This is a genomic window from Psychrobacter cibarius (assembly GCF_016107535.1).
Classification (GTDB): Bacteria; Pseudomonadota; Gammaproteobacteria; order Pseudomonadales; family Moraxellaceae; genus Psychrobacter; species Psychrobacter cibarius.
In genome coordinates this window covers 26,864-49,043 of the sequence record NZ_JABASQ010000020.1, presented here as the reverse complement: position 1 = coordinate 49,043, position 22,180 = coordinate 26,864, and the positions used below count along the sequence as shown (strand labels likewise).

The following is a 22,180-nucleotide window of genomic DNA, read 5'->3' as shown; positions in this document are numbered from 1 at the left end:
GCATTCCTAATTTGCTAACGTAAAAAATGACACTATTAACAGAACCATTAACGTGTATTAAGCATCCCAAATAACTCACACAACAGCTATGACTTATCCGTTATGTGAGTGTCAATATCGCAAAATTTGCTGATTTTTTATGACGGGTTTACACGCTCTCTTCTTCAGCCATTGCAACTACTGCTAAGGCTTCTGCATATGGATGCGCTTCGATGACCGTCGAGACAATTTGCTGCCATGCTTCAAGCTCAGGCGTGCCTTCAATACGCTGACCGAACACACTAAAGATACTGACGCCGTGATCATCAAAACCTTCGATACAAGTCACGATACCGTCTTTGGTTGGACGCTTAACGCTCCATACTTGCGCCAATGCTTTGTCTTTTAAATGCAGCGTAAAGTCATTATGGTCTTTATCTAAAATATTGAACCAATCGCCCATGCGTTTGAGTGTCTGCACGGTGCCAGTCTGAATCTGCACCAGACCACTATTACCGACAAATATCATAATCGGACATTTGGCATCACGCGCTTGCTCGAAAACCGCTTCGACCGCGCTAATATCAAGCTGCTGCGTCATCTGCTCTGGTGCTTGACAGTAGCTACTAGCACGATCTATATCGAGGTTTTTTAATAATGAATGAAACTGATGCACGTCTGTCATTGCTTGCCAGCCTTGTTGTAACTGCGCGCGCGCATCTTCACTTAATGCCTTGTAACGCCAGTCATTTAGCGGTTCTTGTGCTTCTAACGTCAGCGTCTCATTATTCACCGTTTGCTGCTGCTCCTGAATCATCGCTTGCCAGCGCGCAATAGTCTCAGCGCTTAACTCTCGTAGATAGACTTTATCAATCGCACCGCCTTGCGCGTTATAAAACTGAATACTATAAGAGGGCTTATCGGCGCGGCTGGTATCCGTTACCGCCAGCATATGCTGCCATTGCCACATAAAGAATCGCAAATCTAGACCACCAACATTGAGTGCCAATCCCATCTTTTCGCCAAGCTTAAGATTATGATACGGCGCTGTTTTTTCATGCACGGCCAGCTCGTTTCTGACAATGCTTTCCATTTCACCAAATTTTTCAAATTGCTTTAATACAGCTTTGCACTGATCACCCATATACTGGCTATAAGGGGAGGCTAACATCAGCTCAAATTCGCTGACACCTAATGCAGCTGCTCCTTCTGTGGGAAATAGCATCGGTGTTTTTGCTTTTAATGCTTGGTACTGTTGCCACAGCTCAGTATTTTTTTTGGTTAACGATAACGGTTGACTCATGATGGTCTCCATAAAATAAATAGCAGTAAAAAAGCCAACAATCTTGGCTATATAGTATTGAGATATGAATATCTTCAGAAAATAGCAGCGACGATGATGATTGATGTTTGATAAAACCAATGCCTGCTGTACTACAGGGCTTGCAATGATGCAGCAAGGGTGTATTTATCAAACAGACTTTTAGCAATTATCACTTCTAATTCATCATTTATAATTTTGTCTCTAGGCTTCGGACGAAATCATTATGGCAACATTTTTTCACTTTGTAAATAATAATAATTATCATTTACATCTTGATAATTATTATCGTTTGAAATACTATGTCTGGGCTTTGTTACTTAATCTAGTGAATCAAGTAACCAAACCTTTAATAATTAATACTATGAAAAGGTCGCTTTAGATCGCTCTTTTTGTAGCAAAAGGTCTTTAAGCAACGCGACTTTCTTACTTTCTCTTTTTACGATGGCTGTTTTATTTATGTCAATTTTAGCGTTTGATTTATCGTTGACTCATACGGGACTAAACACCCATCCCTCACTGCTGCGTCGTAGCCCATTAGCCATAAGTGTGGCATTAGCATTGTTTGCATTTACGTCAGTTTCAGCCCAAGCAGCGCCAATTTTCGCAGAGACGAATGGTGATATGACCGACGATGCAGCCATGCCGAGCACGCGTTTAGACCCTATCGTGGTAACGGCGACTCGCTCTGAGCGCGCTTTAAGTGATGCGCCAGTTGCCCTGCAAGTACTCAGTCGCCAGCAGCTCGATGACAACCATGCTCATACTTTGAAAGAAGCGCTGGCCTTGTTGCCCAATGTCTACTTACGTGAAGTCCACGGCAAGACAGGTTACGAAGTCAGCATGCAAGGCTTCACAGGTGATCAAGTATTGGTGTTGATTGACGGTTTACCGATTACAGCAAGCACTGGCTCGACAGTAAACTTGAATCAATATATGAATATGGATATTGAGCAAATAGAAGTGGTGCAAGGAGCGGCGTCAGCGCAGTTTGGTAGCGCGGCGATGGGCGGCGTCATTAATATCATCACCAAACCTATTGGCGCGGCAACAGGACATATCACCACCGAGATTGCCAGCAATGGGCATCAGAATCCATCTGGTAAAAAGTTAGATGCCAATAAGCGCTATGTAGAAGCCAGTGTGGAAGGGGCATTGGATAAAAACCAGCGCTTTCACGCGCGTCTATCAGGCTCGTATCTGGACAATGATGGCTTAAGCTTAGACCATGAAGCATGGCCCAGATTAAAAGATGCCAGCGAGCAATCACAAGTCAGTGCCCGCCTCAGCTACCGCCCTGACGGTAACGACACATCAGGTAATAACAATGACCAAAACGATAGCCGACTGGTCAAAAATTCTCAATATTGGCTAGAAGCCAGCCACTATAAAGAAGACGATATTAGCCGTTTTAATTATTATGTCGCGCCGCGCTATTTGGCACAGCAAAGAGATGAGCATATTACTAAGCAGCGCTTTAGTATCGGGGCACGCGCTGATATCGCGCCGCATGTCGATGATCGCAGCAAGACTTATCGATTGTCCGCTCAAGCGCTGCATGAGGAATATCAAAGCGAATCCAATACTAAAACACAGCAAGCCATCACTAGTGCCCGTGATACAGAGATTAGTACGACGTTGGCACAAGCCCAGCTCGATCTACCTGAGCTATTGCTATCCGATAAGCACCTTCATCTTATCCAAGTCGGCGGTCAGGTTCAGCAAGACAAGTTAAGCCAAACGAAAAACCAAGTCAGCGAGCTCATCAGCGATGACGTCAGCCGTGATGTCGGTGAGCTATATCTACAAGATGATTGGCTGATTGGCGATAACTGGGAAGTGTTGAGCGGTATTCGCTATCAAAACGATGAGGACTTTGGTGGTCATACAGCGCCAAAAGTATCACTCAAATACAACCATTTGGATGCCAGCGGTCGTGACCATGTCTTTCGTAGCAGTATTGGTGGTGGTTATCGCGTGCCCAATCTAAAAGAACGCTACTACGTCTTTGACCATAGCAATTTGGGTTATAAAGTCATGGGCAATCCCGACTTGCAGCCTGAAACTTCAACCAGTTACCAGATCGGCTATCAAGGTCAACTGAGCGACACCATGAAGTTGACGGTTAATGGTTTTTATAACGAGATAGATGACCTGATCCAAACCGATGAAGACAACGCTACCTTCGACGGTAACATCGCCATTTATAAATATATGAACGTCGATAGCGCCAAAACCTATGGCGGCGATATTGGCATTGATTGGCAAGTGGACGAGCGCGCCAAACTACAAGCCAGCTACGCTTACCTCAAGACGCATAACAATGTGACGGATACCGAGCTGACTTATAAACCCAATCACAAAGCGATGCTGGCGCTTGATTATCAAATCAATGACAAATTACAGCTAATCCCGCGCCTCAATTATGAATCCAAACAACTGATTAGTACCAGCGAGCAGGCGTATTCACCGTCTTGGTGGACGCTAGATAGCAAGCTCAATTATGATGCCACTGCAAACTTGAGCTTGTATGCAGCGATTAATAATATCTTTGATGTGCAGCGTGATGTCACCGATACCAGTGACTACCGTCCCATTGATAATCGCGAGTGGTTACTTGGCGCCAGCTACCATTGGTAAGCCTTTGATTCACAATCATTCTAAAGCAAGTGTATTTGTACCGCTATTTTTACCCTTATTTTGTACCCTCTATCTGAAACCACAACCTTCAAGGAAGCTGATATGACCCCCATTTCCCCAGCAATTCACACCAAGCCGACCAAATTGGCATTACTGTTTAGTGGCAGTATTTTAGCACTCAGCATGACTGGCTGCGGTGGCGGCGGTGATGGCTCGAATAGTGGCAATAGCGATAATGGCAGCACTACCCCGCCTGTGAGCAGTGCCAGCTTTAGCGAAACGGCTACTTGGCAAGTCACCAATCTAGCGCCTAATACTGCGACCTGTTATGACTTTGATGACAAAGCTGAAAGCTCGTGTGCTGAGGATAAATGGGATATCAAGTTTGATAACCAAGCGCGTTCGGTCAAGCTTTGGTCAAATAGTGGTGATTCTGGCGCAGGTTTGGGCGGCGTTTTTGGTTTAATCGATTGGTCAGATCTGAGTCGTTATAGTAATGCAACTCAAGATCCTGATACCAGTCGTGATATTACCATGCACTACAATGAAGACCGTAGTGGTGGTATTTTTGATGCACAGCCTTGGTTTGAATACAATTTAAAAGACAACCATCAGCTCTACCCGAACAATCGTGTCTATCTTGTCACCACAGATAATGGCAGCGCCATGACAGACAGCAGCGTACAGCAGCCTATTTATGCCATGCAGATTACCAACTACTATAATAATGCTGGAACCTCGGGCTACCCTACTCTGCGCTGGATTGATACGGCGCTACCGAACAAGGTACAGACGCAAACCATCGATGCCTCAAACAATGATAACTGGGTCTATTTTGATCTAACCACAGGACAAAGTAGCGCCGATAAAAACAGTACTTGGCAGATTGGCTTTAAGCGTAATAGCGTCATTTTAAATGGTGGTGATTCTGCGATTGGCACTAATAAAGGCAAAGTTGGTGGCTTCTTATCAAAAACACCAATAGGGTATTATGATGACAAAGGTGAACCCATTGTCAGCAAGTTTATAACCGATGGTAGTGCGGCGACTTTAACCGACCTTACTAACACCGCTGTGTACGATAAACCGATGAATGCCAGAAGCTGGGTCATTGACAGTAAAGGCTCGGATCTCAATCCTGCTTATACGGGTAATTTCCCGAACCTAGACTTTGGCTGGTATACCTACAATGGCATGACCCATCAACTAAACGCCAAAGCAGTTGACAGCGCTCAAGGTGCGCTCATTAGATCTGCTGAAGGCAATAGCTATGCCCGAGTGCGTTTGGATAAAATCAATTACCCTGATAGCTCAGCGACGACTGCGACCTCATGGGAATTTAAAATAGACATTCAGCCTGCTCCTTAACACTCTACTGTTCGACTTTAGCTCGCCTAACCCTTTTTTGTAAGCTATCAAACCTTGCAAAAACGGGTTGGGCGATCACGTTTATACACAGTTTAAGAGTCACCACTGCCAATCATTACAAGAAAGCTATTAGTCATTCGATAACACCAGTCCTTTTATGATTGTAAATAAATTAACCTATGGTATATTATCGTAATAAAAATCTAGGTGATATTAATAATCATTAACATTTAAATGTTTTATGCTTATTAACTATTATAGTTCCATCTTGCCCTTAATCAGCAGCCAATCATTTATTCATTAAAAATTTTGCTGAATAATTATTTGAATTTTGGCTTGGACGACATTTTATGGCTCAACCACTTACTCAGTACGATTTCGATAAAACACCGCTCGACATGGCTGACAAAGCTCAGTTTATGAGTCATGTCAATGAAGAGCATCAAGATGAACTCGCGATGTTTATCAATGCCTTTACTACCACGGCAGTGAGTGAGCACGAGATCGCCTCGATAACAGAGCTGTATACTGATGGGATATTGATGGATGTCACAACCACTAATCATGACAACGATACTTTGACAAACAGCAGCAAGCTCAGCCGTCAATATTTTATCGATTTTAAAGTTCCTATTAGTGACTCTATGACGCTACAGGAGCAATATATAACGCTATTGCAAACCTCTGCCAATAAGCTTGGCAAGCGCACGATCAAGCTTCAAGAACAGCGTTTTACGGTCATTAATGGCTATTATGCCAGCCCCAATATGTATCGACTGCTAGTAACCGCACCCGATAGTACGCCACTCTCTCATCCGGGCTACGCGTATTTGTTTGAGCTAGATGCGGACGGTCTATCTGCTACAAAACATCAGCCCAAAGATAGCGACAAACCTTTGCAGCGCTACTATACCTTGCGAAAAGCATGGCGAGATTCGAGCAGCTCGTCTGTCCAAGCGTGGATAGACGTTTATACTCATGGCGACACGGCAGGAGGCAGTTGGGCACGCGCGCTTGACTGTGGCAGTCAAATCAAAACAGTACGTGAATATCCAGAGAAAATAGAACATCTCAGCACTGGTCAGTGCTTACTCATCTGTGATGAAACCTCTTTGCCTACGGTGGCCAATCTATTGGAAAACTGGCAGAATCCATTGCCGCCCCTCGTCATTGCCATCACTAATGATCCAGACGATATCCGTTACTTACACACCCTCACACTCAGTAATCAACTACGCCATAATGCGCATTTTTTGCAAGATAATGTGTGCCAGCTGGTTAATACCCCAACAACTGATATTACTGAACAAATAATGGCATTATTAAATACACAATTTGCGCGACTGCCTGTCAATATTGACAAAGTATGGGGCGCGCTGGAAGCAGCGGATATCAAATCATTGCGACAGCAACTAAAGGCAAATCTTGGATTATCACGTCAGGATATGGTCATTAAAGTCTACTGGCGTGCGCAATAATCATTATGTTTTTTGTAAATGGTATTTTCTATAAACAGCAAGCATTTAATAAATAATAGGCATTTAGCCACTTACTAACCACTTGTGCTGACTTCTAAATTGAGCTAATAACAATCGTTGCTGCTGGTGTAGCGCGACTAATCAACGTAGTGTAATTAATCAACTTTAGACGACTTACTGTTTTTCCTAACAAAAACGTACACTTAACACGATAAAAATATATTGAGATTTAATCCAGTAATATATTGTAATGAAAATGATTATCATTATAATAAGCATTTAATCTATGTGCTGGAAATATTCATGCAACTGTCTCGCTTATACTCTGCTTTATTTCGCCCTACTCTATTGAATATGTCTCGCCATCCCTTGTCATTAAAATCACTGTGCTCATCTTGTCTGTCCACATCGGTAATACTACTGGGTGCAAGCCAAATCGCGTGGGCACAAGCAGATTTAAGTGCTGACGCTCAATCCGATACCCCAAGCGTGGTACTCGATGAGATTGTCGTGACCAGTAGTGCTGATGCATCAGCCGATGGGTTGCCAGATGCCTATGAAGGTGGTCAAGTAGCGACAGGAAGCCGTGTCGGAATCTTGGGCAATCAAGACATCATGGACACGCCGTTCTCCACTACCTCATATACCAATGAGTATATCGGCAATCAACAAGCCCAAAGTGTGGGCGACCTGCTCAAAAAAGACCCGACTGTTCGTGTCGCTAGAGGCTTTGGCAACTTTCAAGAAGCGTACTTTATGCGCGGCTTTGTCACAACCTCTGATGACACCATGTATAACGGTCTATACGGCATATTGCCAAGGCAGTATATCGCAACGGAATTGTTCGAGCGTGTCGAGGTTCAGCGCGGGGCATCTGCCATGCTCAATGGCGCAGCGCCCAGTGGTGGCAATGCCGGTGGTACGATTAACCTATTACCTAAGCGCGCCAGTAATGACCCACTACGTCAACTAACGCTTGGTTATGGTCAAGGTGACCAAGGCAAAGTCGCAGTAGATGTTAGTGATCGCTTCGGTGCTGATGACGCTATTGGGGTTCGCTTTAATGCTGCTTATCAAGATGGAGACAGCGCAATAGATGATGAGTCTTCGACCTTGGGTCTGGCGGCGCTCGGTTTGGACTATAGAGGGGATCAGTATCGCCTATCAGCAGATTTAGGCTGGCAAGACAATAAGCTGTCAGAGACTCGTCCTAGTGTCAATCTTGGTGAGGTGTCTAGTGTACCAAATGCTCCAGACGGCTCAAAAAATTGGGTACAACCTTGGACGTATTCAAACGAAAAAGATGTATTCGGTACCATTAGAGGCGAATATGATTTTAATGACAGTATCACCGCTTATGGCGCTTACGGCATGCGACGTGGTGATGAAGACAATTCATTATCAGACCTTACTGTAACCAATACTAATGGTGCTGGTACTACCGCCCGTTTTGACAATATTCGTGAAGATAAAGTACAAAGTGCCGAGCTTGGTCTGCGTGGGCAATGGCAAACGGGGAAGATTGATCATGATTGGGTGATTGCAACCGATCTTTATGATCAAGAAGAAAAAGGTGCGTATGCTTTTGAGGGTGCTCGTCCCAATAATTTATATCGCCCCATTAAATATCGTGATAACAGCTGGTCAGATACTGCTGTTTTCGTCGGTAACGCGAATAACCCAACACTCACTAACGAGAAAAAATTGCAAAGCTTTGCCCTAGCAGATACTTTTTCTCTATTTAATGACAAATTAAAAACCACATTAGGCGTGCGTCATCAAAATATCAAAACAACCAGCTATGACTATAATACCCAAGCCAAAACAGCTAGCTATGATGAAAGCGCATGGACACCAAGCGTCGGTATCATTTATCAGCCAACGATGGACTGGTCTGTATATGGTAATTATATCGAAAGCCTAGCGCCAGGTGCAAGGGCACCTCTGACTAATAATGGTGAGGCTGTCACTAATGGTGGTCAAAATCTAGATCCGTACGTGAGTGAGCAAACTGAGGTTGGCGTTAAGTATGACAATGGTCTGATTGGCAGTAGTTTGGCGGTATTCCGCACCGATGAGCCGCGCGCTTATATCAATGACGCCAACACCTTTGTGGCTGCAGGCGAAAATCGCCATCAAGGAGTGGAATTGACTGTATTTGGTAGCCCAAGCGAAAACATGCGCTTCAATGCTGGTGTTACTTACTTAAAGGCTGAGCAAAAAGACACGGGCGATGTGACGTTCGACGGCAACCGAGTCATCGGACTGCCCACGCTACAAAGCAACGTCAACCTAGAATATGATATTGCGGCAGTTGAAGGAATGACGGTGACCGGCGATATCATTCACACAGGCGCACGTTATGCCGATGCTGCCAACAGCTTAAAAGTTGACGGTTATACCACATTAGATCTAGGTGCTCGCTATAAAACCATGTTCGCTGGACAAGACGTGACGCTAAAAGGCGTGGTTACTAACGTGACAGGAGAGGACTATTGGCAATCAGTGGGTGGTTATGCGGGTGCTGGGTATTTAAATGCTGGTGAGCCTACTGCCCTAAAAGTATCAGCGACTTTCGACTTTTAAGACATGCAGATTAAACCACGTTTATAAGACTTAGATAAAAGGGATTAGGCACCACCTACTCCCTTTTATGCCATCAAAAATACGCAAAAAACCATTCTATTATTGAGCCATTATGTCCTCTCGCGCCACCGTTTCTTTATACCATATGATTTGGGCACACTATCGCCTGCCCTTTCTTAAAGTTATTTTTCTTAATTTGGTGAATGCGGCGGTCAGTGTGGGCATCATTGCCTATATCAATCACACCTTTATCAGTCAGCCTGTTTTTAATACCTTATCGTGGGCGAGCTTGGGTCAATTTTCAGCCTTGGTTGTCCTGCTATTGGTCACTACTTTTTTATCACAATATGCACTGACTCGTTTGGGGCATCAGTTCGTCTACGAGCTTAGAACCAAGCTGGTCAAACAAATCATCGACACCAACGTCCCGCAAATAGATCATTTGGGTAGCGCACGGTTACTCGCCAGCTTATCCTCAGATATTCAATCGATTACCGTCGCCTTTGTGCGTATGCCAGAGCTGGTGCAAGGCGTTATTTTATCGGTTGGTGTCGCCCTTTATTTAGGCTGGTTGTCGCTGCCATTATTATTGATTGTCATGTTTTGGATTGCGATGACGATTTGGATAAGCACCATTTTAGTGAAGCATGTCTATACTCATTTAAGAGAGCTCAGAGAGATCAATGATCTTTTATATGAGGACTATCAATCCATTATAGATGGTCGCAAAGAGCTGGCGCTTAACCAACACCGCGCTGAAAAACTCTATAAAGATGATTTCTTAAATCATGCCAAGTCTTATCAACATCGAGTGATTAAATCGGATACGTATCATTTATCCGCCGTAAACTGGTCGAACATTATGATGTTCGCAGCCATTGGTGTGGTGTTTGCCGTGTCAAATTATCTTGCTATACCGATGGGTATTGCCACCACTTTCTCTTTAACCATTCTATTCATGCAATCACCCATCCTTCATGCCGTTGGTGCGTATCCGACCTTACAAACGGCACAAGTGGCGCTGGATAAAATACAATCGTTGGAATTGGCGGAGTACCAACCAACCTTTACGACGGATATTGGGGTAAACAACTGGCAGTCCATATCATTCAATGATATTGACTATCGCTATGCAAGCATTGATATTGATACCGATGCAAACGAGGTAGTGGTCAAAGAAAATGAGCATTCTAGCGATATCCTAAAATCGGTTAATCTCACCTTAAAACGTGGCGATGTGGTGTTTTTAATCGGGGCGAATGGTAGCGGTAAATCTACGCTTGCAAAGATTATCACGGGGATTTTCACCCCTAGCATCGGTGCTGTAAAAATAAACAGCCAGCTCGTTGACTCAGAAAACAACGCCGATTATCGACAGCTTTTTTCTGCCATTTTTAGCGATCAGCATCTTTTTAAACAACTGATTGGTAGAGAGGGACAGCAACCCGATGAAGCGCTCGTGAATACATGGCTGCATAAATTGAATTTACAAGATAAAGTCAGCGTGACTGAAAACCAATTATCGACCGACAAGCTATCACAAGGACAACGCAAGCGCTTGGCCATGCTCATTGCCGTGGCTGAACAAAAAGACATACTGCTACTCGATGAATGGGCGGCTGACCAAGATCCTGCCTTTCGCCGAGTGTTTTATCAAACACTGATACCTGAACTCAAAGCCTTGGGTAAAACGCTGTTTATCATCAGTCATGATGATGGTTACTTTGAGCATGCAGATCGATTATTACTGATGAAAGAAGGCAGACTCATTGAGTTAAATGCTGAAGAGCGGCAACGTGCCAGTGCCGATGCCATTGCTATGTTGGCGTAAATACTGGCTTAATAAAAAGTTAATGGCGAACAATAAAAAAGCGGGGCATCTTTTAGAAAGCTGCCCCGATTTTATTTAGATAAAAATGACTTTTTGAATGGCTCTCTTATTTTATTTAATTTTAAAATAATAGTTTCTGTAAAAACCCAACCCGTGAAATGACTAAGAAATCTAGTAATCCGATAGCAATAATCGCGATGATGGCGGTCGGGAATATGATTGCCACTGCTAACAAAGGAATGGCAAAAGGCCACCATATAGAAAAACTGAGACCACGCGCTGGTGGATTCAGTCCAACCTTTTCACTGGCATGACGTGGACGGCGTTGCCACCACATCATGTAACCGCTCACACAAATAGCAATAACCGATAAGCAAAATAGAGCATTGACCAATACGCTCCACCATCCAAGCGTCCCCATATGAATAGCAATGCCTGCCGCCATAAATTTGCCAAAAGCATTATAATCATCAAAGTGGATATCTGCCAAAATATTGCCCGAATAACGATCGATATGTACCGTACGATCAGCCATTGGATTTTTCATATCATAGCTCATTGAGTCTTGGCTAATCGTCCAGACGCCCGTACTACCCTGTGGCAGATTTAATTGGTAACGTCCGACAACACCAATCTCACGGGCAAATCGATCTACAGTATCGATCATAATCGGTATATTGGACTCGATACCATTCTTGCCAGCGACAGTGCCAGATGCTGGCATTGGTGTCAATTCAAGCACCCAAGGCACATCTTTGGTACTACCCGTATTTAGTGCATCACCATGCGTGGGTGCTGTGGCTGTTGTTGCTCCATGAACGTGCGGCGTGACTTCAGCGTTATTCATATCCATACCAACATGATGTTGACTATGGTCAATAGAAAGCGGCATTGGCGCAACGCCCCATTTGCCCGCAGGAAATTGACTCCATGCCTGCACGACTCGCTCTCCCCAAATACCGGCCCACGCCATGCCTGAAATGCAGAAAAACAGTAGCAACACAGATATCCAACTGCCCAATGTCGCATGAATGGTACGTATGAATGAGCGTTTTTTCTTATTATTTACAGCATGATTGGGTATAAGCATGGCTTTGAGTGATTTGCGTTTTTGCCACCATAGATACCAACCCGTTAAAATCATTAAGATGGTTAATGAGGCAGTGGTTTCTTGGATATAGTCACCGACTTTACCCAATAGTAAATCAGCATGAATATCATTAAAGGTATAGTACAGACCACTATTAGTCGGCGTGCTTTTGACGATATCAGCCGTATAAGGATTCACCGCCACCATATTCTCATGACTGGCTGACTTAACTTGAAACAAGGCAACGGTGTCCGTATCACGAGGCGCGATATATTTCACCAGTGTACTGTTAGGTAAAGCGTTTAACGCGTTTTTAGCTTGCGTAGAAATAGGTGCTGTCACCGCTGAATCTGGGGTGGTAATGGTGAGGCTATCGTCATCACGACCTGCAATGTTAGACATCAACAGCATGCCAAGTGCGCTGCAAGCTAGGATAATTAAGAAAGGTGCTATAAACATTCCCGCATAAAAATGCCAACGCCATACCGTAAAATAGCGTTGAGTATTGGTTGATTGACTTGTATGTCTGTTCATAAATATGACCTTTAACAATCTTTGGTTGCTCAATGAACGACCTAGACCTATTAATAGTAGTAATAAATCCTGTCTGCCTGTTGATCTAAAAGTTGATTCCAAATAGACGGCTGCATCATACGAGAAAAGCCTTGTAAACACCATTGCTTATAGTCAAAAATTATCGTCATATTGGGGCGTTTCTTCAATTTTCATGTTTGCATCATAGTCATCTTAATGGCTAAAAATGGGGTTACTTCACTCGACATCTTACTAAGAACGCTTTGTTTGTAAATTTTTAATGATAATGATAATCATTAATGTTATTATTCCTTTTCTTTCGCTTTCGGCATTTGATAACTTACAAGGAAATATGATGCGTTTTGTCTCAACGTCTACATCCATTCGTCAAAAACGTTTAACTCTCGCGGTGCAACTGGGATTGGCAATGGGTTTGAGCCATGCAGCTTATGCTGAGACGATACCGAATAACATCGAAAACAGTGTTGAGAACGACGTCGATAATGATGTTAATAATAATGAGACCGTGACACCATCGACCACCCTGGATACCATTACTGTCTATGCCGACAACTACCGTAGTACGGGCACCAAAACAGCGTTAGATCCTAATGATGCGCCCATGAGCTATACGAGAATCGATCAAGCACTATTGCAAAAACGTCAAGCAGATAGTGTCAATGCAGCGTTACGTTATGAGCCAGGGGTAAGTACTGAGAGTCGCGGTACCGTGTCCATCTTTGATGAATACAATATTCGCGGTTTTAAAACTTACTCCAATTTTTACGATGGATTAAGACTGCCCTACGATGGGGCTTGGAATCTGATGCCGCAAGTCGATATCTACGCAACAGAAGCAGTCGAAGTGGTCAAAGGGCCAGCATCCTCACTCTATGGCTATGCATCTCCAGGTGGCATGGTCAATCAAGTCGCCAAAACCCCAAAAAGCACTCAAGCGTCTGAGGTGCAGTTGCGAGTGGGTAATCAAAACCTAAAAGAAGTGGCGGTCGATACGACAGGACCTATCTCAGACACGCTCAATTATCGACTGGTGGCGTTAAAACGACAAAAAGACGGGCAGATGCAAACCACAGAAGAAGATCGCACACTGATCAATCCGTCACTGCAATGGCAACCGACAAAAGATGTGTCCGTTCTTGCCAATCTGTTTTATCAAGATGATCCAGAAATGGTGCCCTCCACCCCACTGCCTGCCGTTGGCACTGTCTACCATGCCAGCTATAGCAAACTGGGCAGTGATGCCTATGCCGGCGATGAGTGGAATCACTTCAGCAAAGAAGTACTCATGCCGAGTGTCACGGTGAACTGGGACATCAATGATACGCTCACCTTTAAACACATTCTGCGCTATACCGACGCCGACGCGCAGCAGCGTAATATGTACAACAGCGGGTTTGTAAGCGGTAGTGATAAGATACTAAATCGCGTGGCCTACACCACCGATGAGAGCATGAGCAACTGGACCACAGACAATCAGCTAGCTTATAAATTCGATACTGCTAATACTTCACATAACCTACTGTTTGGCGTTGAGTATCAAGAGACAGACAGTAGCGCCACTTATTATGATGCTGGCGCAGATGGCACGCCAAATCTTGACTTATCCAATCCAGATTACTCACAAATCAATGCTGATACGTTGCCTTTAGAGGCTTATCGTCAAGACGAAGACATCGAACAAAGCCAACTTGGGTTCTATGTACAAGATGAGATGAAATGGCAAGATTTGACAGTAGTAGCAGGCTTACGTCACGATAATTTTGACAGTAGTACTGAGCAAACCGAAGCCACTAAAGGCGTCATTTATAATAAAAAAACAATTAACAATGATGCGTCAGAAACCAGTGGTCGTCTCGCAGCCATTTATGACTTTGATAATGGTCTATCTCCTTATGCAAGCTACTCGCAGTCGTTTCAGCCAGTGGTCGGTAGTAACTTTATTACCAATGCGCCATTTAAGCCAACGACTGCCGATCAGCTAGAGGCTGGTGTCAAATATCTCTCTGCCAATCGCGCCACACAAGGCACGCTTGCGGTATTTGATATCACTCAAAAAAATGTCATAGTGACGAACCCATCTAATTATCAACAAAAAGTTCAAACTGGTGAAATTGAATCAAAAGGCTTTGAGATATCAGGCAGCCACATGCTCAACGACTGGGTAGATGTCGCGGCAAGCTACAGCTATACCGATGCTGAAATTACAGAAGATGAATTCAACCCTGATGTGGTTGGCAATACCCCTGCGCAAACGGCTAAGCACAAGGCAACATTGTGGACAGATTATTACGCTACTGACAAGCTCAGTCTCAATGCTGGCGTGCGCTATGAAGGCGGTATGCAACTTGATAAGCAAAACTCAGACGAATTACCAAGCGTGGCATTGGTAGATATCGGTGGCAATTATCAAATCAATCCGATGCTCACTGTCGGCGCGAGTATCAACAATCTCTTTGATAAGACCTATGTCGGCGCTTGTTATGATATTAACAATTGCTGGATGGGACCTGAGCGCCAAATGTCCGTCAGCCTAAAAGCCAATTTTTAGGCAATGTAGAACTTACCATTACTAGAGAATGTCCTCAATCTCAACCAAATCTAATAAATGGGCTAAAAATATGAAACAGTTAAATAAAGGAAAGTATTAATATGGCAAAACCTACCCCAAGAATGCTAGATGTGATTGGCAGTAAATACCTCACGCCACATATGTGCCGTGTCACGCTTGGCGGTGCTGGACTGACTGATTTTCCGGCAGATCAAGAAAGCGCATACATTAAGCTGATATTCCCTCAAGGCGATGAGGCTCGACCATTGATGCGCACCTATACCGTCAGCGTTCAACGTGATGACGAAATAGATGTCGATTTTGCGTTGCATGAGACAGAAGGCCCTGCTTCAACATGGGCACGTAACGCCCAAGTGGGCGAGCAAATATTAGTAGGCGGCCCTGGACCAAAGAAGCTGATTAACAATGAGGCTGATTGGTTTTTATTGATCGGTGATATGACAGCGCTGCCGGCAATTACCGTCAATCTTGCCCAGCTACCTGCTGACGCACACGGCTATGCAGTCCTTGAGATTACCACTGAAGCAGATAAGCAACTAATCGAAAAGCCAGACAACGTTGACATTCATTGGGTGATAAATGCACATCCAAATGCAGAAACTAGCCCATTACTTAATCGCGTTAAAACGCTTACTTGGCTTGAGGAACAGCCTGCGGTTTGGGCGGCTTGTGAGTTTCATAGTATGCGAGCATTACGTCAGTACTTCAAAGTTGAGCGCGCAGTACCAAAGACGCATTTATATGTGTCTAGCTACTGGAAAGTCGATAGTACAGAAGACCAGCATAAAATTGTCAAACGAGAGGATGCCCAAAGTATATAATGATAAGCAATGACGGGTTGTATTTTTGAACCGTTTTAAAAGCGGTTTGAGTAATGATTGATAAATTTTGCGTTATTAATCATTACTCCAATGCTTATCTACCTTTATTGGCTAAATAACAGCATAGTGAAATTTTAAAATCTGAGCAGCTGACTGCTTATAATCAGTTATTGCTAAGTTCCTTACAACCCTATCACTTGCATTAAATGCCCTGTCTTGAGATACACTGTAGCTCCCTCATATCCTACCTGTATTTGCGCATGCTCACCTGCTGGCAGACGTATCCAGCCGCTGCGCTGATAAACTTGACCCTCATCTATCAACTCGCCTGCTAACACCAGTATTTCTGCACCATCACAGACTACCTCATTAAACAGTAACTCGCCTGCCTTGATACGCTGCAAACTCACTTGCTCATTATCACCTGAGAATAGAGGACAAACATCACGGCTGCCCTGCTGTTGCCAATGGGCCTTATCTTTAGTATCGATAGCTACATAATGAGGTTCATCAACTGGCATTTGACGTAGCTTGACGAAAATCACTGCGCCTTCATCACTATAGGGCTTGTGTCCTGAAGTCGGTGGATTGCGCAAATACCAACCTGCTGGGTAATGTTTGTCATCTGCAGAAAAAGTACCTGACAATACTAAAATCTCTTCACCACCCGGATGTAGATGATGCGGAAAATAAGAATTGGGCGCATAGCGTACAAGGCTAGTGGCACGTGCTTTTTCTGCACCCACACGGTCAAGCATCACGCGCTCTACCCCATTTTGTGGTGACTTAATCCACTGGTGTTGCTCAGGTATAAGGGCAGCGCGGCGAGTAAAGTCTGCATTAATAAGCATAAACCATGTCCAAAAATAGTATGATGAGATGATCCTTTAGCAAACGTCAGATATGCTCACTGAACGTTATCGACAGCTAAAGGCGCAATGATTGCACCTCGCTATTATAAACCTTACCGAGTTTTCAACGTACTAAAATCACAGGAGATAGCGTGCTGGCGATAATTTCTGTCGTGGTACTACCAAGAAATAATTGTTGCAATTTCGAATGCCCGTAAGCACCCACCACCATCATATCAATGTGGTTTTCTACCTGAAACCTTAACAAGCCGTCGACGGCATCGGAGGCAGATAAATGATGTGCCGCGACGCTAAAACCTGCGTCCTCCAATTGTGCCGCTGCGGCGCTTAAACTTTGTTTTGACGCGTCGTTATGATTGCCTATCATGACGATATGACCTTGTAATCCTTTTAGCACAGGACTCCTCGCAACCATCCATGCTGCTTTAATAGCGGTTTTGCTACCATCAAAAGCTATCATGTATGAGCTGGGTTCTTTGAACGTCTCTGAGCAAATCAATATAGGAACGTCAGATGCGCGGGCAACGGTTTCGATTTGGCTACCGATATTAATACGGCTGCTTTTGTGATCTTCACCTCGGCGTCCCATGACGATGGCACGATTTTCTGCTTTAAAATGCTCAATGGCAGGTAACAGCTTGCCGCGACGTTGATAGATACGAATATCGACCTGAGTAAAGTTACCTTGGATATGGCTTTTTGCGTCTTGTACCAAAGCATTGCTATAACTGTTCACCACCTTCGCTCTTTGCTCGTCTAACTGTGTCAATTCATCCAATAAAAACTGGCGGCTATTGACTCCTATTGCGCCTGACAAATCGCGTCTGGTCGAGGCTGGAACCTCACTCACATGCAACAACGCTACGGGTAAATTTAACTTACTGGCATACCATGCTGCATAGTCACAAACCGATTCAGTCACTGCCGAGCCGTCTATACAGGCTAAAATGTGCTGTGATGTTGTCATATTCCGTCCTTAAATTTAACGATTTAATCCTATACAGCTTTCTATGCCCACTATAAATATGGTCACCGAAAAACATAGTTACCAAAAAACATGGTTACCAAAAAATATAACGGCAAAAAAAGCGTATCCACTGCCTTGATAATAACCAATTTAAATGGCTTCAGCCAGCGATGTGTGTCCACTTCTACCATAATTAAAAAAAGTCTTGTCATCGTCTAACAACATGCCGTAGCGAATTTTGCTACAATGGTTTTTTAGCATTTATGATTTAAGTATCCTTATCTAGGTGATGGAATTATGGCAAAAAATGCCCTACAGGCTCAGTTATTAAAAGCGGGATTGGTGGATAGCAAAAAAGCCAAGAAAATCAGCAAGCAGACTCAGCATGCCAAGCGTACTGGTGACTCAGAAAGCATGGAAGCGAAAAAAGCGTTGGCAGAAGCCCAAGCGAAAAAACTAGAGAAAGATCAAAAGCTCAATCAAGAAAAGCAACGTATTTTAGAAGAGAAGATGCTCAAGGCCAATATCGTTCAAATGATTAAGCAGCATCAGATTGCCGATACCAATGGCGATGTCAATTATCAATTTGTCGATAATGCTAAGGTTAAAAAAATCTTTGTCACTCAAAAACTATATGAGCAAATCGTCGCCGGTCATGTGGTGATTGCACGCTTAGAAGAAGGCTATGCACTCCTTCCTCGTCCGTTGGCAGATCGCATCGATGCAAAAATGGAGGGCTTCATGGTTGTGTCTAACGATACGTCAGAAGAAGTACTGGCAGAAGATGATCCTTATGCCGCCTATGTGATTCCAGACGACTTGATGTGGTAACCGCTTAATTTCATCATACTTATGATGTCAGCGAAAAGCCTTTCATGGACTATATCAGTCTATGAAGGGCTTTTTATTGTACGAAAAGCGACCACCTTTAACCTAGCATTGCTGCTTTGGTTGAAAAACGTAACGATGCTCTGGAACAGTAGCATGCTTGAGGCTACGAACTTGAACAACCATTCAATAACAACTACAATGCGGTTTATTGACTTACTGAGCGTTAGTATTTTGTCTAATTTTGAGTAATCACTCAAAATAAACACTTTATTCATGCTTACTGCCTGACAATAGTAGTCATTGCCAGATATTTCATTGATTAGACTTGCCAAGCTCTTTTGCACTCACTTTTAACGCTTATTAAGAAGAAATAACTTATGCCAAAACATCTCCCTCTTTCACTGTTATTGCTTCGACTGGGTATTTTCATTGTTTTTTTAGTCTGGACTTTAGATAAGCTTATTAATCCTGATCATGCCGCAGGCGTCTTTTCTAGTTTTTATGGTTTTGAAAGTATAGGCGACAGCGTCTTCTATGTCATTGGCGCGGCTCAATTCATCCTCATTCTGTTGTTTGTCACAGGATTATTCAAAACTTGGACTTACGGCATTATCTTACTACTTCATGCGATTTCGACGTTCTCAACCTTCGGCTTATACCTCAAGCCTTTTGATAACTTGTTGTTCTTTGCAGCATGGCCGATGTTGGCTGCGTGTTTGGCGCTTTTCTTAATGAGAGATTGGGATACCTTAACCTTGGGCAAAAAAGTTTCTTTAGCCTAAACATCAGTCATGTTTATCGTTAGATTGGGCTGGGTTGAACATGCAAAAATATAAATACTAGCCTCCGAAACTCAAGCCCTATACTATGAAGACTACTAAGTTAGCTGTTTTATTGTATATAAATGCACAAACCATGCAAAAAACTTAACGCAATTATCGTTACCACTAACTTGTCATTACCACTAACATGGTCAAGGTTCTTAATCATAAAAGAATGACGATGACTTTAGCCTTCGCTCTACTACTTAGCCGGATATTTTATGATTAAAAGAATATTGTTAATACTGTTAATATTAATATTAGCAGCAAGCTTTTTCTACTTTGACCTCAATCAATTATTGACGCTTGACGGCTTAAAAGGGTCGATGGCGCAATTTAACGACTATAAAATGCAATCACCATTATTGATTATCGGTGGATTCTTTTTGCTATATGTCGTCGTCACCGCATTATCCTTACCGGGTGCCGCTATCCTAACCTTGGCAGCTGGCGCATTATTTGGTTTATGGCAAGGGTTATTGGTCGCCTCATTTGCCTCCAGTATTGGTGCGACACTCGCCTTTTTAACCTCACGTTATTTACTGCGTGATACGATTAAACAGCGCTTTCCTGAGCGCTTAGCAGCCATTGATGCTGGCGTTGAAAAAGAAGGCGGATTTTACTTATTTACCCTACGCTTAGTGCCGATATTTCCTTTCTTTTTAATTAACCTATTGATGGGTGTCACCGCGATTAAAGCGAGGACATTCTATTGGGTAAGCCAAATCGGTATGCTCGCGGGCACTTTTGTATTCGTTAATGCCGGTACACAACTGGCGCAAATTGACAGTTTGTCGGGGATTTTATCGTTTAATTTAATCGTCTCATTTGCGTTGTTAGGTTTTTTCCCATTAATAGCAAAAGGGATATTAAATATGCTAAAAAAACGCCGCGTCTATAAAAACTATAGCAAACCTAAAAAATTCGACCGGAACATGATCGTGATTGGCGCAGGTGCTGGCGGGCTAGTCACTAGCTATATCGCGGCGACCGTCCGAGCAAAAGTAACCTTAATCGAAGCGGGCGAGATGGGCGGTGACTGCTTAAACTATGGCTGTGTACCCAGTAAAGCCCTCATTAAAAGCGCAAAAGTGGCAGAACAAATGCGCCATGCTGAGCGTTACGGCTTGGAGAATACACCACCAGAATTTTCATTTAAGAACGTCATGACCCGCATCCATAAAGTCATCGCTGACATCGCCCCAAATGACAGCGTCGAGCGTTATACGGACTTGGGTGTCGAAGTATTAAAAGGCTATGCCAAATTCATCGACCCGTGGACAGTAGAGATTGCGCTAAACGATGGCGGCACGCAAACACTCACCGCACGTTCCATTGTTATCGCTACTGGTGCGCGGCCATTTATCCCAGATTTGCCGGGTTTGGAAGAAACGGGTTATGTGACCAGCGACACCATATGGAATAAATTTGCCGAATTAGAAGCAGCACCGAAAAAGCTGGTGGTCCTTGGCGGCGGGCCAATCGGCTCTGAGCTGGCACAAGCCTTTGCCCGCTTAGGCTCCGATGTGACCCAGATCGAAAGAGGCGCGCGTCTGATGAAAAAAGAAGACGTTGAAGTCTCAGAATTTGCGCAGAAAGTGCTCGTGGAGAGTGGTGTGAATATCTTAACCTCGCATCAAGCGATGCGCTGTGAAACTCACAATGGTAAAAAGTTCATTGTCGTTGAAGCGCAAGGCGACAGTACCGTTAAGCAAGACCATCAAAACAAGCAAGAAATCGCGATTGAATATGACGAATTGCTTTGTGCCGTTGGACGTAGTGCTCGCTTAGAAGGTTATGGTCTTGAAGATTTGGGCATCGAAACGGAACGTACCATCGAGACGGATGACTATTTAGAAACTCTCTACCCCAATATATACGCCGCAGGTGATGTCGTCGGCCCTTATCAATTTACTCATGTGGCTTCCCATCAGGCATGGTACGCTGCCGTAAACGGTTTATTTGGACATCTAAAGAAGTTTAAAGTAGATTATCGCGTGATTCCTTGGACAACCTTTATCGATCCAGAAGTCGCACGCGTGGGCTTAAATGAGCAAGAGGCTATTGAAAAAGGCATCGACTTTGAGATTACCCGCTACGACTTTAAAGATTTAGATCGCGCGGTGACGGAAAGTGCCAATCATGGTTTTATCAAAGTCATTACTCCTAAAGTCAAAGATAAAATACTTGGCGTGACCATCGTCGCTGAGCATGCTGGGGACTTAATGCCAGAATTCATACTGGCGATGAAGCACGGTTTAGGGCTGAATAAAATACTCGGCACTATCCATATGTATCCAACGTGGGCAGAGGCTAATAAGTACGCTGCTGGTGAATGGAAACGTAATCATGCGCCCGAAACGGTATTAAACTGGCTTGAGAAATACCATACATGGCGTCGAGGTTAGTTGGATTTTTATTCACTGCGCTAAAAACATATCATCATAACGG

Annotated in this window: 14 protein-coding genes; 10 read left to right on the top strand and 4 right to left on the bottom strand. The window is 43.8% G+C overall.

The window, feature by feature from the left end; all coding sequences use genetic code 11:
• Positions 1 to 148 precede the first annotated feature (148 nt).
• On the bottom strand, positions 149 to 1,282 hold the full coding sequence (locus tag JFC08_RS10870) for a ChuX/HutX family heme-like substrate-binding protein (protein ID WP_198330705.1): 1,134 nt from the start codon (positions 1,280 to 1,282) through the stop codon (positions 149 to 151).
• A gap of 477 nt (positions 1,283 to 1,759) precedes the next feature.
• Here JFC08_RS10870 and JFC08_RS10865 point away from each other — a divergent pair, with 477 nt between their 5' ends.
• From JFC08_RS10865 to JFC08_RS10845, 5 genes are all read left to right on the top strand, one after another.
• Positions 1,760 to 3,940: a TonB-dependent receptor plug domain-containing protein gene (locus tag JFC08_RS10865; RefSeq protein WP_198330704.1), complete on the top strand. Its 2,181-nt coding sequence runs from the start codon at positions 1,760 to 1,762 to the stop codon at positions 3,938 to 3,940.
• A gap of 102 nt (positions 3,941 to 4,042) precedes the next feature.
• Positions 4,043 to 5,308 carry an HmuY family protein gene (locus tag JFC08_RS10860; protein WP_198330703.1) on the top strand — a complete coding sequence of 422 codons (1,266 nt, stop codon included), beginning with the start codon at positions 4,043 to 4,045 and terminating at the stop codon, positions 5,306 to 5,308.
• Positions 5,309 to 5,658: 350 nt separating this feature from the next.
• Entirely contained in the window at positions 5,659 to 6,786 is a 1,128-nt protein-coding gene (locus JFC08_RS10855; RefSeq protein ID WP_198330702.1) for a siderophore-interacting protein, read from the top strand.
• Positions 6,787 to 7,089: 303 nt separating this feature from the next.
• Positions 7,090 to 9,372 carry a TonB-dependent receptor gene (locus JFC08_RS10850; RefSeq protein WP_198330701.1) on the top strand — a complete coding sequence of 761 codons (2,283 nt, stop codon included), beginning with the start codon at positions 7,090 to 7,092 and terminating at the stop codon, positions 9,370 to 9,372.
• A 112-nt stretch (positions 9,373 to 9,484) separates the two neighbouring features.
• Positions 9,485 to 11,203, top strand: coding sequence for a multidrug ABC transporter permease/ATP-binding protein (locus JFC08_RS10845; RefSeq protein WP_198330700.1), 1,719 nt, complete (start codon positions 9,485 to 9,487; stop codon positions 11,201 to 11,203).
• Between the two features lie 121 nt (positions 11,204 to 11,324).
• Here JFC08_RS10845 and JFC08_RS10840 read toward each other — a convergent pair whose 3' ends face one another.
• Positions 11,325 to 12,827: a PepSY-associated TM helix domain-containing protein gene (locus tag JFC08_RS10840; RefSeq protein WP_198330699.1), complete on the bottom strand. Its 1,503-nt coding sequence runs from the start codon at positions 12,825 to 12,827 to the stop codon at positions 11,325 to 11,327.
• 355 nt (positions 12,828 to 13,182) lie between these two features.
• Here JFC08_RS10840 and JFC08_RS10835 point away from each other — a divergent pair, with 355 nt between their 5' ends.
• Positions 13,183 to 15,396: a TonB-dependent siderophore receptor gene (locus tag JFC08_RS10835; RefSeq protein WP_198330698.1), complete on the top strand. Its 2,214-nt coding sequence runs from the start codon at positions 13,183 to 13,185 to the stop codon at positions 15,394 to 15,396.
• Between the two features lie 101 nt (positions 15,397 to 15,497).
• Positions 15,498 to 16,238, top strand: a complete 741-nt coding sequence (locus tag JFC08_RS10830; protein WP_198330697.1) for a siderophore-interacting protein — start codon at positions 15,498 to 15,500, stop codon at positions 16,236 to 16,238.
• A gap of 182 nt (positions 16,239 to 16,420) precedes the next feature.
• Here the strand turns inward: JFC08_RS10830 and JFC08_RS10825 are convergent, their stop codons facing one another.
• Together JFC08_RS10825 and JFC08_RS10820 are read right to left on the bottom strand one after the other, a co-directional pair.
• Positions 16,421 to 17,089, bottom strand: a complete 669-nt coding sequence (locus JFC08_RS10825) for a cupin domain-containing protein (RefSeq protein WP_198330696.1) — start codon at positions 17,087 to 17,089, stop codon at positions 16,421 to 16,423.
• 124 nt (positions 17,090 to 17,213) lie between these two features.
• Positions 17,214 to 18,077 (bottom strand): universal stress protein, encoded by an 864-nt coding sequence (locus tag JFC08_RS10820; RefSeq protein ID WP_198330695.1) that lies wholly within the window; start codon positions 18,075 to 18,077, stop codon positions 17,214 to 17,216.
• Between the two features lie 297 nt (positions 18,078 to 18,374).
• Here JFC08_RS10820 and JFC08_RS10815 point away from each other — a divergent pair, with 297 nt between their 5' ends.
• The 3 genes from JFC08_RS10815 (at position 18,375) to JFC08_RS10805 (ending at position 22,137) form a co-directional block, all read left to right on the top strand.
• Positions 18,375 to 18,908, top strand: coding sequence for a DUF2058 domain-containing protein (locus JFC08_RS10815; RefSeq protein WP_198330694.1), 534 nt, complete (start codon positions 18,375 to 18,377; stop codon positions 18,906 to 18,908).
• 377 nt (positions 18,909 to 19,285) lie between these two features.
• Positions 19,286 to 19,690, top strand: coding sequence for a hypothetical protein (locus JFC08_RS10810; RefSeq protein WP_198330693.1), 405 nt, complete (start codon positions 19,286 to 19,288; stop codon positions 19,688 to 19,690).
• 260 nt (positions 19,691 to 19,950) lie between these two features.
• Positions 19,951 to 22,137: an FAD-dependent oxidoreductase gene (locus tag JFC08_RS10805; RefSeq protein WP_198330692.1), complete on the top strand. Its 2,187-nt coding sequence runs from the start codon at positions 19,951 to 19,953 to the stop codon at positions 22,135 to 22,137.
• Positions 22,138 to 22,180: the final 43 nt, after the last annotated feature.

Excerpts from the sequence above, each read along its gene's own strand:
- JFC08_RS10830 (WP_198330697.1), top strand. The coding sequence starts at position 15,498 with ATGGCAAAACCTACCCCAAGAATGCTAGATGTGATTGGCAGTAAATAC.
- JFC08_RS10840 (WP_198330699.1), bottom strand. The coding sequence starts at position 12,827 with ATGAACAGACATACAAGTCAATCAACCAATACTCAACGCTATTTTACG.
- JFC08_RS10820 (WP_198330695.1), bottom strand. The coding sequence starts at position 18,077 with ATGACAACATCACAGCACATTTTAGCCTGTATAGACGGCTCGGCAGTG.
- JFC08_RS10850 (WP_198330701.1), top strand. The coding sequence starts at position 7,090 with ATGCAACTGTCTCGCTTATACTCTGCTTTATTTCGCCCTACTCTATTG.
- JFC08_RS10860 (WP_198330703.1), top strand. The coding sequence starts at position 4,043 with ATGACCCCCATTTCCCCAGCAATTCACACCAAGCCGACCAAATTGGCA.
- JFC08_RS10805 (WP_198330692.1), top strand. The coding sequence starts at position 19,951 with ATGATTAAAAGAATATTGTTAATACTGTTAATATTAATATTAGCAGCA.
- JFC08_RS10870 (WP_198330705.1), bottom strand. The coding sequence starts at position 1,282 with ATGAGTCAACCGTTATCGTTAACCAAAAAAAATACTGAGCTGTGGCAA.
- JFC08_RS10815 (WP_198330694.1), top strand. The coding sequence starts at position 18,375 with ATGGCAAAAAATGCCCTACAGGCTCAGTTATTAAAAGCGGGATTGGTG.
- JFC08_RS10825 (WP_198330696.1), bottom strand. The coding sequence starts at position 17,089 with ATGCTTATTAATGCAGACTTTACTCGCCGCGCTGCCCTTATACCTGAG.
- JFC08_RS10835 (WP_198330698.1), top strand. The coding sequence starts at position 13,183 with ATGCGTTTTGTCTCAACGTCTACATCCATTCGTCAAAAACGTTTAACT.
- JFC08_RS10865 (WP_198330704.1), top strand. The coding sequence starts at position 1,760 with ATGTCAATTTTAGCGTTTGATTTATCGTTGACTCATACGGGACTAAAC.
- JFC08_RS10855 (WP_198330702.1), top strand. The coding sequence starts at position 5,659 with ATGGCTCAACCACTTACTCAGTACGATTTCGATAAAACACCGCTCGAC.
- JFC08_RS10845 (WP_198330700.1), top strand. The coding sequence starts at position 9,485 with ATGTCCTCTCGCGCCACCGTTTCTTTATACCATATGATTTGGGCACAC.
- JFC08_RS10810 (WP_198330693.1), top strand. The coding sequence starts at position 19,286 with ATGCCAAAACATCTCCCTCTTTCACTGTTATTGCTTCGACTGGGTATT.